The sequence below is a fragment of the Bacillus sp. BC08 genome (assembly GCF_054326875.1).
This window is the reverse complement of record NZ_JBTGPA010000031.1, coordinates 894,322-907,852: the sequence shown is the minus strand read 5'-3', so window position 1 is coordinate 907,852 and position 13,531 is coordinate 894,322. Positions and strand designations below refer to the sequence as shown.

Genomic DNA, 13,531 nt, shown 5'->3' with positions numbered 1-13,531 from the left:
CTGTTTTTCATGTTATGATAAATTGCATATAAGATTGAAAGAAGGTTTTACTACATATGAAACATGCTGAATATGAATACTTAAATTTATGCCGCCATGTAATGGAGCATGGTACGAAGAAAGAAGATCGTACAGGGACAGGCACTGTATCTGTATTTGGATATCAAATGCGTTTTGATTTAAGTAAAGGTTTTCCTTTATTAACGACAAAGAGAGTACCATTTCGCCTTGTAGCAAGTGAACTGCTTTGGTTTATGAAAGGTGATACAAATATTCGTTATTTATTGCAGCATAATAATAACATTTGGAATGAATGGGCATTTAAGAGCTGGGTAGAAAGCGATGAGTATATTGGTCCTGATATGACTGATTTCGGTCTTCGCTCACAACAAGATGAGGAATTTAAAGTACAGTACGATGAGCAAATGGAATTGTTTAAAAAGAACGTTTTAGAAGATGATGATTTCTCGAATAAATATGGTTATTTAGGAGACGTATACGGTAAGCAGTGGCGTGCTTGGAAAACGACAGCTGGTGAGACACTTGATCAATTAAAAGATGTAATTGAAATGATCAAAAAAACGCCAGACTCACGTCGTTTAATCGTTTCTGCTTGGAACCCTGAAGATGTACCAAGTATGGCCTTACCACCATGTCATACGTTATTCCAATTTTATGTAGCGGATGGAAAACTTTCTTGTCAGCTATATCAAAGAAGTGGAGATATATTCCTTGGAATTCCATTTAACATTGCAAGTTACTCGCTACTAACACATTTAATTGCTCATGAATGCGGACTTGAAGTAGGAGAATTTGTTCATACAATTGGAGATGCTCACATTTATACGAATCATTTTGAGCAAGTAGAAAAGCAATTGGCACGTGAACCACGTTCATTCCCGAAACTTACATTAAATCCAGATGTGAAATCTGTATTTGATTTTGAAATGGAAGATTTAACGATTGAAGGATATGATCCACACCCAGCAATTAAAGCACCGGTTGCAGTATAATTGTAGAGGAGATGAAAAGATGATTGTTTCATTTATGGTTGCAATGGACGAGAATAGAGTAATTGGTAAAGATAATAATTTGCCTTGGCGATTACCAAGTGAATTACAGTATGTAAAGAAAACAACGATGGGTCATTCACTTATTATGGGCCGAAAGAACTACGAAGCGATTGGTAGACCACTGCCTGGAAGACGTAATATTATTGTAACTCGTAATGAAGGGTATCATGTTGAAGGTTGTGAAGTAGCACATTCTGTAGAAGAAGTGTTTGAGCTATGCAAAAATGAAGAGGAGATTTTTGTTTTTGGCGGAGCGCAAATTTATGATCTCTTTTTACCTTACGTAGACAAGCTATATATAACAAAAATCCATCATGCATTTGAAGGAGATACATTCTTCCCAGAAATCGATATGACAAATTGGAAAGAAATTTTTGTAGAAAAAGGTTTAACAGATGAAAAAAATCCGTATACGTACTATTACCATGTATATGAGAAGCAACAATAATAATAGGGATTGATGTGAAACTCACATCAATCTTTTTATTTGTATTCATCAATATAAGTTTATAGATAAGATTCAATAGTGCTATAATGATAAGTAGCATGAAAAAATGCTGAATTTTTCAAGAGTATTCATATAGAAAGAGGAGGAGAATCGATTGAGAAAGATATGGGGGATTCTTTTTCTTTGCTTAACATTCATGTTAGTGGGATGCGGTAAAGAAGAAAAACCACAAGAAGCGTTTGATACATATGCAAAAGCATGGAATAAACAAAAGTTTGCAGAAATGTATGATCAATTATCAGAAAAGGCAAAAAAAGATATTTCAAAGAAAGATTTCACTGAGAAATATGAAAAAATTTATTCTGGCATTGAAGTGAAAGATTTAAAAGTAGAAACAGGGGAAGTAAAAGAAGATAAAAAAGATGAAGGCCCTGTTCCTTTTAAAGTAAGCATGGATACAGTTGGTGGTAAGATCACTTTTGGCCATGAAGCAAAAATGGTGAAAGAAAAAGATGGAGATAAAGAATCTTGGAAAATAGATTGGACTCCTGATTTTATATTCCCAGGGATGACAAAAGATAGTAAAGTACGTATGCAAACGACAGAGCCAAAACGTGGAGAAATATATGACCGTAACGGTAAATATCTTGCGGTAAATGGTAAAGCCTCTGAAATCGGAATGATTCCTGAACAGTTAGGGGATGCTGCTCCGCAAACGAAAGAAACGGTAGCGAAGTTGCTAAATATGTCTGTAGAAGAAATTGATCAAAAACTAGCAGCGAAGTGGGTAAAGCCAAATTACCTTGTACCAATGGGAATATTGCCTGAAGGAGCAACACAAAATACGTACATAGATTTACCGGGTGTTGCAACAAAGCCAGTAAATGTTCGCTCATATCCATTAGGAGAAGAAGCAGCACATCTAACTGGCTATATTGGAAAAGTGAATGCTGAAGATTTAAAAACGCTACAAAAGAAAGGTTATCAAGCTGATGATCCAGTAGGTAAAGCTGGTTTAGAGCAAGTACTGGAAGAAAAGCTACGCGGTAAAAAAGGTGGTCGTGTCTTCGTAGAAGATGCGCAAGGAAAAGAAATTAAAAATTTAGCAAAAACAGAAGCTGTTGATGGAGAAAATGTAACTTTAACGATTGACAGTGCAGTTCAAAGCGAAATTTATAATGAAATGAAAAATGAGGTAGGGTCAAGTGCAGCAATTAATCCAAAGACTGGAGAAACACTTGCACTTGTGAGCACGCCAGCTTATAACCCAAATACCCTTACAAGAGGTGCTTCAAAAGCGCAACGTGACGCGGTAAATAATGATCCGAAGAAACCGATGACGAATCGATTTACACAATTATCAGTTCCAGGATCTGTATTTAAGCCTATTACAGCTGCAATCGGTCTTGAAACGAAAACAATTGATCCAAAAGAAGAGTTAAAAATTGAAGGTTTGAAATGGACAAAAGATTCTTCTTGGGGTAATTATTATGTAACACGTGTAAAAGATGCGAATCCGATTGATTTTGATAAAGCGATGAAATACTCGGATAATATTTATTTCGCACAAGAAGCTTTGAAAATCGGAAAAGATAAATTTATGAGTGAAGCAAAAAAATTCGGATTCGATGAGAAACTACCAATTGAATATGGATTCCCAGCTTCTAAAATCGCAAATGATGGGATTAAAAACGATATTCAAATGGCAGATACAGGTTATGGACAAGGGCAAGTATTAATGACGCCACTCCATCTAGCATTAACGTATGCACCAATTGTTAATGATGGAAACATACCTTCTCCATATATTATTAAAACAGATAAGCAACCAAAAGTTTGGAAAGAGAATGTCATTTCAAAAGGCAATCAGGATATATTAAAGACTGCTATGACGAAAGTAATTAATGATCCAGATGGTACTGGAAAAATTGCTAAAATTGATGGTAAGACGCTTGCTGGAAAAACAGGTACAGCGGAATTAAAAGTATCAAAAGAGGCCGAAGGAAAAGAACTAGGCTGGTTCGCTGCATTTGATTTAAATTCACCAGATATGGTCATTACAATGATGATTGAAGATGTAAAAGGTAGAGGCGGAAGTAATATTCCAGCTGAAAAAGTGAAACATGTGTTTCAAAAATAGAAAATGATGAAGACTATCTCCATGGAATGTGGAGGTAGTTTTTTGTTTCACCAAAAACATATTGAAAAGATAGTGTTTATTAACTTACGAAAAAAAAGTAGCTATTTTTTATTGACATTGAACAGAACTTTTTGTATTATACTTACATAAGGTAAGTTATTTACTTTCGAATTATAAATCTCAAATTAAAGATAAAGTGTGTAAAAGGGAGAGAATACAATGACAAAAGTACTATTTATTACAGCAAATCCAAATTCAGCAGAAGGTTCTTTCGGAATGGCGGTAGGAGAAGCTTTCATCGAAGCTTATAAAAACGAACATCCACAAGACGAAGTTGTAACAATTGATTTATTCAACACTACAGTACCAGCAATCGATGCAGATGTATTTGCTGCTTGGGGCAAATTTGCAGCAGGTGAAGGCTTTGAAACTTTAACTGAAGTTCAACAACAAAAAGTTGCAGCAATGAACACAAACTTAGAAACATTTATGCATGCGGATCGTTATGTATTCGTAACTCCAATGTGGAACTTTAGCTATCCACCAGTAGTAAAAGCATACTTAGATAACTTAGCAATCGCAGGTAAAACATTCAAGTATACTGAAAATGGTCCAGTTGGCTTATTAGAAGGCAAAAAAGCACTTCACATTCAAGCAACAGGTGGCGTTTATTCTGAAGGAGCATACGCAGCTGTAGACTTCGGCCGCAATCACTTAAAAACAGTATTAGGATTCATTGGTGTAAATGAAACTGAATACATTGCAGTTGAAGGTATGAATGCAAACCCTGAAAAAGCACCGGAAATTAAAGAAGCAGCAATTGCTAATGCTCGTGAATTAGCAAAACGTTTCTAATATAGAATATTTAAAAATGTCCAAGCACTTGTTGTTTGGACATTTTTTCTTCTTTTTCCTTCGTTTGTCTAGTATAATGAAGGTCGGAATGATAATAGGTGGGGGTTCTGTATGATTCAAACGTTTTTTAAAATCTTTTATTTAATTTTAATCGTAATTGCGATTACACCGAGAATGTGGCGTCTGAAAAGACAAGTAAATACGATGTCGCCACAAGAAAAAGATAATGTTGTGTATAAAACGACAAATTGGTTTGGTAAGAAAATGGTACGTGTAGCTGGATCTACAGTTGAAGTAAAGGGACTTGAAAATGTTCCAAAAGATAAGCCGGTACTAGTTGTAAGTAATCACCAAAGTAATATGGATATTCCTGTTTTACTAGGTTACTTAAATAAACCAATTGGATTCGTTTCAAAAGCAGAGATTAAGAAGTTTCCAGTTGTACCAACTTGGATGGAACTTATGAATTGTGTATTTATGGTTCGTAATGATCGTCGTCAATCTCTTCAAGCGATTAAAGATGGAATTGAACTATTAAAGAATGGACATTCTATCGTAATCTTCCCAGAAGGAACGAGAAGTAAGGGTGGCGAAATTGGAGAGTTTAAGGCCGGGAGTTTTCACCTTGCAGTAAAATCTGGTGTAGCAATCTTACCTGTAACATTAGACGGGACATATAAAATGTTTGAAGCGAATGGAAACCGTATGAAACCAGCTCATGCAACAGTAACAATTTCTAAGCCGATTACACCTGAAGAGTATGCGAATATGGATATTAAAGAGTTAACGAAGCATACACAGGATGTTATTGCATCACAATTACATAATCAATAAAAAAGGTTTCAGCTTATATAAGCTGAAACCTTTTTTATGCTGTAGGTAAGACATAAAAGAGTACGCAGAAAAACATCATTGCACTGCCACCTAAAACGAAAAGGTGCCAAATGGCATGGTTGAAAGGAAGCTTTTCCCAAAGGAAGAATATAGCCCCTACTGAATATAAAATTCCGCCCGCTAACAGTAGTGAAAAACCGTGTCCAGTTAGATTTTCATAAAGTGGTTTAATTGCAACGATTATGAGCCAACCCATAATGATATAACATAATGTTGATGCTTTAATAAAGCGGCGTACAAAGAAAATTTTGAAGATGATACCTCCGATTGCTAGTGTCCATATTATAGCGAGTAACGTCCAGCCTAATGGTCCACGAAGAGTAATTAGTAAAAAAGGAGTATATGTGCCAGCGATTAATAAATAAATGGCTGAGTGATCTAGTATAGTAAATAATTTTTCTACTTTTGGATGGTGTATGCTATGTAACAATGTCGAAAACAAATACAGTAAGAACATACTTACACCATAAACCGTAAATGCAACTACAGCAGATGCGGTACCATGCTTAGAGGCATGTATAATCAATATAATTAAGGCAGGGATGCTTAAAATGGCACCGATACCATGTGTAATTGCATTTGCAATTTCTTCTTTCACAAATTGCGTCATTCGTGTCATTTTTTCAGTCATAATACAAATCCTTTCTACTATCATAAAATAATATGTCGTTTCCCTTACCATATCATACACAAGAGCAATAGAAAATGAAATTTGTATAATTGATTATATTTTTGAATTTTTTTGACAAAAGGCAATGGTTTTGTTGACGTTTTCAAACTTTTTTGACAAAATAAAATTATGCAATAGTAGGACAAGGAATCTACTAATAAAGGGGATGGAGAAATGTTTTCAAATATTGGCTTTCCAGGATTAATTTTAATTTTAGTAGCTGTACTTATTTTGTTTGGGCCGAAAAAATTGCCGGAAATCGGAAAGGCTTTAGGGGAAACGTTAAAAGAATTTAAAAAATCAACGAAAGAATTGACTGATGATGCATTTCAAGAGAAGGAAAAGAAAGAAAAAATGTAATGAATTTTCCTCGAAATGGATAAATAAAGTGTGGTGAACGAGATGGAAGATCGGGAAATGAGCGTAGTAGAACATATTGTTGAGCTTCGCAAACGAGTAATATATACAGTGCTATCCTTTGTACTATTTTTAATTATCGGATTTACTTTTACGAAGGATATTTATTTTTGGCTTGTAAAAGATTTACCAATGAAATTAACTGTTCTCGGTCCAAGTGATGTATTATGGATTTTTTTCTCGATTGCTACAGTATTTGCTATCGTTTGTACAATTCCTTTTGCTGCTATACAAATTTGGTTATTTGTAAAACCGGGTTTACATCCAAATGAACAAAAAATGACAATAATGTATATACCGGTATTGTCTATATTATTTATTGCAGGTTTATGTTTTGGATATTTCGTTGTAATGCCGTTTTTATTTCATTTCTTAACTACGATAGGTAATGAAATGTTTAATACGATGTTTACGACAGAAAAGTATTTTCATTTTGTTCTTAATTTAACGGTTCCATTTGCTGTAATTTTTGAATTACCTGTAGTAGTAATGTTTTTAACGAGTATTGGATTGCTGACGGCGGATTTTCTAATAAAAATAAGAAGGTATGCATACGTAGCATTGATTATCATTGCATCGTGTATATCACCGCCTGATTTTTTATCACATAGTTTAGTAGCGGTACCGCTTATTTGTATTTATGAAATTAGTATCGCTTTATCAAAGATTGTTAGTAAGCGAAAAAAGAAAAGAGAAGAAGAAATACAGTCGAAAAGTGCCTCGTTATAAAGGCACTTTTTTTATTTAGTTGTTATACTATAGCTATAAACGTATACAATATAAAGAAGAAAAAAATTATAGAATCTCCAAAATTTAGACAAACTTTGCGCTTTACTAAGTTTATACTAAAATCATTAAGCAATATACGGATAACGAGATTCCTGTCTTATCGGATATTTAGGACGGAGGATGGATTAGGTGGAGATGAATAGAGTATAAACCTTCTAACCAAAAGGACTACAGGGATTGACTAAGTATACTTTTGTATTCATAGAAGTCTCCACTATAAACAACGTGTTACAGCGTAAAGTAGAGGAAGTTCAAAAATCCAATGAAAAAGAGGATTGATATTGTGATTACGAAAAGTTTTTATTTCACTCATTCAACAGGGGATTGTATTAAAATATTCGAAATCCCTGTCCTACAGGCGCAGCATCCATTATCGTTTCTAATTCAGTCTCGTCTTCAATTATTTATTGCAAAAATTCAAAAACAAAAGCACCCAAGATTTTCGTATTCTTTCCGTGAATATTTACAAAATTGTTTGAAGTGGAATGATTATTTAAATGTATATAATACAAATACCCTTGAAAAAAATGCATGATACGGAGTATGGACAGGGTTAGTAAACTCTGTCTTTTTCATTTTAGGTATAAAAATATAATTAATTTGGTGAAATTTGTTCGAAATTGTTGAAAGCACAGGGAATGCTAGTATAATAACAAGGAGAGCGTATTGGAAAGGGAAGAATATAATATGCAAAAAATTAAAATTGTAACAGATTCAACTGCAGATTTAGCGCAGGATGTAATCGAAAAGTATGGCATTCATGTGCTACCATTATCAATCTCTGTAAATGGACAAACATATTTAGATCGTGTTGATTTACAACCTGATGAATTTATTGAAGAAATGATTAAATCAGAGGAATTACCAAAAACATCACAACCGGCAATGGGTACATTTGTAGAAATGTATGACAAGTTAGGTGAAGATGGAAGTGAAGTGCTTTCCATTCATATGACAAGTGGAATGAGTGGAACTGTGGCAACTGCCAATAGTGCTGCATCAATGACCGATACAAAAGTAACAGTTGTTGATTCTCAATTTATTACACATGCTTTAGCATATCAAGTAATAGAAGCTGCGAAAATGGCAAATGAAGGACGCTCACTAGAAGAAATTTTAAAACGTGTAGATGAAGTGAGAAAGAATACTCGTTTATTTGTAGTAGTAGATACATTAGAAAACTTAGTGAAGGGTGGGCGTATCGGTAAAGGAAAAGCGTTTATCGGTTCGCTACTTAATATAAAACCAATTGCTAGCCTTGAAGATGGTGTTTATAACCCTGTAACGAAAGTGCGTAGCCAAGGTCAAATTGTAAAAACGTTAGCTAAGTTATTTGAGGAAGATACAGCTGGAAAAGTTGTAAAAGCTGTTGCAATTCCACATGCGAAAGCAATTCCTTTAGCTGAAAATGTAAAAGCGGCTGTTGAAAAAGTGAGTGGATTTGCTCAATCAGAAATTTTCTTTACAACGCCTATTATTAGTACTCATACAGGTCCGGGAGCAATCGGATTTATGTATTTAGCGGAGTAATAAAAAAGCTACTTGAAATGAATTTTCAAGTAGCTTTTTTATGTGAATAGAAAGTAAGAAATAAGAAGGGCTATACAGGCACTACCGCTAATGATATAGCGAGTCTGTAAATATTCATTCATAGAAAACACCCACTGATTACAGTTTCACTTTATGATTTTCTATAGTATATGTTGGATATAGAAAATAAGAAGTTACGTTATACGTGTAACGTTTCACTTGTTTGCTTATCATTTGTTACGCTATTATAAGTAAAAGTTTGGCCTAAAAAGAGTACATGCAGTTGTTCCCACGGTAACATACGCAAATTCCAATTATTTCGAAGCCTTGTTACTGCCTCACGAGGTGTTTCATCGGCGAGAGCAAAAGCTCCGTAATGCATTGGTATAAAGTGTGTAGCGTTTAAGTCTAAATAAGCTTGCACAGCCTCCTCAGGTGAAACGTGGGATATTTTCATAAACCATTCTGGTTCATAAGCGCCAATTGGCATAAGGGCAATGTCAATTGAAAAACGTTTGCCGATTTCTTTGAAACCTTGGAAATAACCACTGTCACCACAAAAATAAATGGTTTCTTTCGTTGTTTCATTATTAATAATCCATCCCCCCCAGTGAGAGGTATTCATATCAAATAAGGATCTTCTCGTCCAGTGCTGGGCAGGTACGAAGTGAATGGAAACATCACTAACTGTTGTATTTTCCCACCAATTATACTCTTCTACGTGAGTGAATTTTTTGCGAGTAAATAATTTTTTCAGTCCAATAGGTACAAGGTATAAAACATCATCATTTAGCTGGCGAAGCGTTGAAAAATCTAAATGATCATAATGACCGTGCGAAATGAGGACAATATCAATTTTAGGTAGTTCTTGTATAGAAAGACCGGGTTCAGTAAGTCTTGGAACTAATTTTAATTTAGTAGCCCATACTGGATCTGTTAATATATTCAGCCCATTCGTTTGGATAAGGAATGTGGAATGACCAATCCAAGTTACAGTCGTTTTTTCAAAGTTGTTTTGTAGGAATTTACATTGTTTAACAGGTGATTGTTCTACTAAAAAAGAAAAATCCTTTTTATTTTGTTTTCGCTCTTTTCGCCAACGTATGAAGGAACGAATTGATTTTTTTGTGCTTACATTATCCATATTTTCATAACGTTTTGTCATGAACATCACCTCATTTAAAATCGTTGTAATTGTATTGTACCGAAATGTTGTTAAGGAATACAGTGTATAACATGGATGAATGTTTAAGGAATTGTTAAAAAATAGGGGGATATGTTTACAAAAGTAACAATAAAATTAGTTTTGCAAATTCTATTTAGAGAAATAATAGTAAAAAAATATATTTTGTCTAGTAATTCGCTTGAAATAAAGAAGTAACATACGTAAATTCGTACGATTTCGTGAACAAATGTAGTAAACAATTTTCTCGTAGTGTTAACTTTTGTTATGATAAACATAACCTATTTAAATTTAGGATAGAGAAAAGAGGTTTATAAATGAAGCGTTATCAAAAAGTAATTGGTCTTATGGTTGTATTTTGTCTCTTTGTACTTGCTGGATGTAGTGGATCAGGTTCAAAGCTTCGTAAACCACTGAATTGGGATTTAGAAACTTTCCAATTTACAAACCAAGATGGAAAGTCATTTGGTACAAAAGATTTAAAAGGAAAAGTTTGGGTTGCTGACTTTATGTTCACAAATTGCCAAACAGTTTGTCCACCAATGACTGCTAATATGGCAAAACTGCAAAAGATGGCAAAAGAAGAGAAATTAGACGTTCAGTTTGTTTCGTTTAGTGTAGATCCAGACCTTGATAAGCCAGAGAATCTAAAGGCTTTCATTCAAAAGTTTACAGAGGATACTAGTAACTGGAACTTATTAACGGGTTATTCGTTAGAAGATATCACAAAGTTTTCAAAAGATAATTTCCAATCACTTGTAGATAAACCTGAGAATGGTCAAGTAATACATGGAACATCATTTTATTTAATTGATCAAAACGGAAAAGTAATGAAAAAATATAGTGGCATTAGTAATACGCCGTACGAAGACATTATACGTGATATGAAGCGATTAGCGGATTAAAAAGAAGGGTGCACAGCACCCTTCTTTTTTTTACATTAATCTATGGATAAAATGTCATGCTGTTGTGGTAGCTTTGGTGCTCGAATTTCTAACACGCCGTTTTGATACGAAGCTTTCGCTGCTTTTTTATTAATTGAGTATGGTAATTTAATCAATCTTGATGCTTCTGAAATGGAACGTTCTCGGCGATAATAGTTATGAGATGTTTCTTCCTCGGCCTCTTCAAGTATCTCTTCTTTTACAGAGACTTTTAAGTATTCACTTTGTATTTCAATTTGAATTTGTTCTTTTTGGATACCTGGTAGTTCAGCTGTAACAACGAGTTCTTCACCAACTTCATATAAATCTACAGGGAATGTTAATAAACGGTTTCCTTTTTGGAAAAAATGATTTAAATCAGCGATTACATTGCGAAGTGGTGTTTGCTCGAAGAAATCATCAATTTGCTTTAAATAATTGCGAACCGGTGGGCGAGAAGAGTCTTTTTTTTCTTCACTCATGGTATTCCCTCCTAGAAATCAATTTGCAATATCATATGACAAAAGCGGAGAAAGGTGATTGCCTAGTTTTCATGTTTTCATAAAAAATTGTTAAAAATGTGAAATGGAGTGATTTTTTTATAGTTTTTGGTCGCCATATTCAATTGATTATGCTAGTATAAATAGGGTTGATATAGTAGTATATAGACAGAATGAAAACTGAAAGAGGGTAAGAAGTATGTGTGGTTTTGTAGGATGTTTATGTGAAAACCCTAGAGAGTTTTCAGAAACAGAAAAACATCAATTTGAAAATATGAACACGATGATTTTCCACCGCGGTCCAGATGACGAAGGATATTTTCGTGATGAACATGTACAATTTGGCTTCCGCCGTTTAAGCATCATTGACTTAGAGGCAGGACATCAGCCGCTAACTTATGAAAATGATCGATATGTAATTATTTTTAATGGTGAAATTTACAACTATGTAGAATTACGTGAAATGTTACTTGAAAAAGGTGCAACGTTTGCAACGCAATCTGATACAGAAGTTATCATTGCATTGTATGCACATATGAAAGAAAAATGTGTAGACTATCTTCGTGGTATGTTTGCATTTATGATTTGGGATCGTGAAGAGAAGAAACTTTTCGGTGCACGTGACCACTTCGGTATTAAACCTTTATACATCGCACAACAAGGTGATACTACATTCTTCGCATCTGAGAAGAAAAGTATTATGCATGTGATGGAAGATAAAGGCGTTAACCCAACGTCACTACAACATTACTTTACGTACCAATATGGTCCAGAGCCAGAAACATTAACAATTGATGTTAATAAAATCGAGCCTGGTCATTATTTCGTAAAAGAAGTTGGTAAAGAGATGGAAATCTATCGCTACTGGAAGCCTTATTTCAATGCTTCAAGCGCAACGAAAGAGGAGCATATCCAAGCAATTCGTGATGTGTTATATGATTCAGTAAAAGTGCATATGCGCAGTGATGTACCAGTAGGTTCATTCTTATCTGGTGGTATCGATTCATCTATTATCGCTTCTATCGCAAGAGAAATGAATCCAAATCTTTTAACATTCTCTATTGGTTTTGAACAACGTGGTTTCAGTGAAGTTGATGTTGCCAAAGAAACTGCTGAGAAATTAGGCGTTAAAAATCATAACGTATTCATTTCAGCGAAAGAGTTTATGGATGAGTTCCCAAAAATCATTTGGCATATGGATGATCCTTTAGCAGATCCAGCAGCTGTACCATTGTACTTTGTTGCAAAAGAAGCACGTAAGCATGTAACAGTTGTTCTTTCAGGTGAAGGTGCAGACGAGCTATTTGGTGGTTATAACATTTATCGTGAGCCAAACTCACTAAAAATGTTCTCTTACATTCCTAGCCCAGGTAAGAGCGTTCTAAAAGCATTAAGTGGTGCTCTTAAAGAAGGCTTTAAAGGAAAGAGCTTCCTAGAGCGTGGATGTACGCCAATTGAGGAGCGTTACTATGGAAACGCGAAAATCTTCCGTGAAGAAGAGAAAGTTGAATTAATGAAGTATTACAATGAAAGTGTTAACTATATGGATATCACGAAACCATTGTATAACGAAATTAAAGATTATGATGATGTAAGCAAAATGCAGTACATTGACATGTTCACATGGTTACGCGGTGACATTTTATTAAAAGCTGATAAGATGACAATGGCAAACTCATTAGAACTTCGTGTACCGTTCTTAGATAAAGAAGTGTTCGATGTTGCATCTAAAATTCCAACTGAATTTAAGATTGCTAACGGAACTACGAAAGCTATTTTACGTGAAGCAGCACGCGGAATCGTTCCAGATCACGTATTAGATCGTAAAAAACTTGGATTCCCAGTACCAATTCGTCACTGGTTAAAAGACGAAATGCATGATTGGGCTATCAATATTATAAACGAGAGTAAAACAGAGCATTTAATCGACAAACAGTATGTATTAAACTTACTGGAAGCACATTGTGCAGATAAAGGCGATTATAGCCGTAAAATTTGGACTGTACTTGCGTTTATGGTATGGCATCAAATTTATGTTGAGCATAAATACGATACGAATAAGTTCCACGAAGAAACGAAACGTGCGTATAGCTTAGTTTAATTAGAAAA

General features: G+C 34.5%; 14 protein-coding genes. 11 read left to right on the top strand and 3 right to left on the bottom strand.

Annotated elements, in window-relative coordinates; genetic code table 11:
* Positions 1-56 precede the first annotated feature (56 nt).
* From ACXVYO_RS15220 to ACXVYO_RS15200, 5 genes are all read left to right on the top strand, one after another.
* Positions 57-1,013, top strand: coding sequence for a thymidylate synthase (locus ACXVYO_RS15220; protein ID WP_458467664.1), 957 nt, complete (start codon positions 57-59; stop codon positions 1,011-1,013).
* 19 nt (positions 1,014-1,032) lie between these two features.
* Positions 1,033-1,521 carry a dihydrofolate reductase gene (locus ACXVYO_RS15215; protein ID WP_458467663.1) on the top strand — a complete coding sequence of 163 codons (489 nt, stop codon included), beginning with the start codon at positions 1,033-1,035 and terminating at the stop codon, positions 1,519-1,521.
* Positions 1,522-1,675: 154 nt separating this feature from the next.
* Positions 1,676-3,661 (top strand): penicillin-binding protein 3, encoded by a 1,986-nt coding sequence (pbpC, locus tag ACXVYO_RS15210; protein ID WP_458467662.1) that lies wholly within the window; start codon positions 1,676-1,678, stop codon positions 3,659-3,661.
* A 219-nt stretch (positions 3,662-3,880) separates the two neighbouring features.
* On the top strand, positions 3,881-4,516 hold the full coding sequence (locus ACXVYO_RS15205; protein ID WP_048541201.1) for an FMN-dependent NADH-azoreductase: 636 nt from the start codon (positions 3,881-3,883) through the stop codon (positions 4,514-4,516).
* A gap of 111 nt (positions 4,517-4,627) precedes the next feature.
* Positions 4,628-5,350 carry a lysophospholipid acyltransferase family protein gene (locus ACXVYO_RS15200; protein ID WP_458467661.1) on the top strand — a complete coding sequence of 241 codons (723 nt, stop codon included), beginning with the start codon at positions 4,628-4,630 and terminating at the stop codon, positions 5,348-5,350.
* Between the two features lie 34 nt (positions 5,351-5,384).
* On the opposite strand, the gene trhA is transcribed toward ACXVYO_RS15200, so the two are convergent.
* On the bottom strand, positions 5,385-6,041 hold the full coding sequence (trhA, locus tag ACXVYO_RS15195; RefSeq protein ID WP_000136894.1) for a PAQR family membrane homeostasis protein TrhA: 657 nt from the start codon (positions 6,039-6,041) through the stop codon (positions 5,385-5,387).
* Positions 6,042-6,254: 213 nt separating this feature from the next.
* Here trhA and ACXVYO_RS15190 point away from each other — a divergent pair, with 213 nt between their 5' ends.
* From ACXVYO_RS15190 to ACXVYO_RS15175, 4 genes are all read left to right on the top strand, one after another.
* Positions 6,255-6,440 carry a twin-arginine translocase TatA/TatE family subunit gene (locus ACXVYO_RS15190; RefSeq protein ID WP_000492443.1) on the top strand — a complete coding sequence of 62 codons (186 nt, stop codon included), beginning with the start codon at positions 6,255-6,257 and terminating at the stop codon, positions 6,438-6,440.
* A 42-nt stretch (positions 6,441-6,482) separates the two neighbouring features.
* A complete protein-coding gene (gene tatC, locus ACXVYO_RS15185) occupies positions 6,483-7,226 on the top strand; it encodes a twin-arginine translocase subunit TatC (RefSeq protein ID WP_458467660.1) in 744 nt (247 codons plus the stop codon).
* A 343-nt stretch (positions 7,227-7,569) separates the two neighbouring features.
* Positions 7,570-7,821 (top strand): DUF2535 family protein, encoded by a 252-nt coding sequence (locus ACXVYO_RS15180; RefSeq protein WP_033656333.1) that lies wholly within the window; start codon positions 7,570-7,572, stop codon positions 7,819-7,821.
* Positions 7,822-7,973: 152 nt separating this feature from the next.
* Positions 7,974-8,816 (top strand): DegV family protein, encoded by an 843-nt coding sequence (locus ACXVYO_RS15175; protein WP_458467659.1) that lies wholly within the window; start codon positions 7,974-7,976, stop codon positions 8,814-8,816.
* 199 nt (positions 8,817-9,015) lie between these two features.
* Here ACXVYO_RS15175 and ACXVYO_RS15170 read toward each other — a convergent pair whose 3' ends face one another.
* The gene (locus tag ACXVYO_RS15170; protein WP_458467658.1) at positions 9,016-9,981 is read right to left on the bottom strand and encodes an MBL fold metallo-hydrolase; all 966 of its coding nucleotides are present in this window, start codon (positions 9,979-9,981) and stop codon (positions 9,016-9,018) included.
* 335 nt (positions 9,982-10,316) lie between these two features.
* Here ACXVYO_RS15170 and ACXVYO_RS15165 point away from each other — a divergent pair, with 335 nt between their 5' ends.
* Complete coding sequence (locus tag ACXVYO_RS15165) at positions 10,317-10,904, top strand: SCO family protein (RefSeq protein WP_458467657.1); 588 nt, start codon at positions 10,317-10,319, stop codon at positions 10,902-10,904.
* 35 nt (positions 10,905-10,939) lie between these two features.
* Here ACXVYO_RS15165 and ACXVYO_RS15160 read toward each other — a convergent pair whose 3' ends face one another.
* Positions 10,940-11,404: an Hsp20/alpha crystallin family protein gene (locus ACXVYO_RS15160; RefSeq protein ID WP_001288083.1), complete on the bottom strand. Its 465-nt coding sequence runs from the start codon at positions 11,402-11,404 to the stop codon at positions 10,940-10,942.
* Positions 11,405-11,621: 217 nt separating this feature from the next.
* On the opposite strand from ACXVYO_RS15160, the gene asnB reads away from it, so the two are divergent.
* Positions 11,622-13,523, top strand: a complete 1,902-nt coding sequence (asnB, locus tag ACXVYO_RS15155; RefSeq protein WP_458467656.1) for an asparagine synthase (glutamine-hydrolyzing) — start codon at positions 11,622-11,624, stop codon at positions 13,521-13,523.
* Positions 13,524-13,531: the final 8 nt, after the last annotated feature.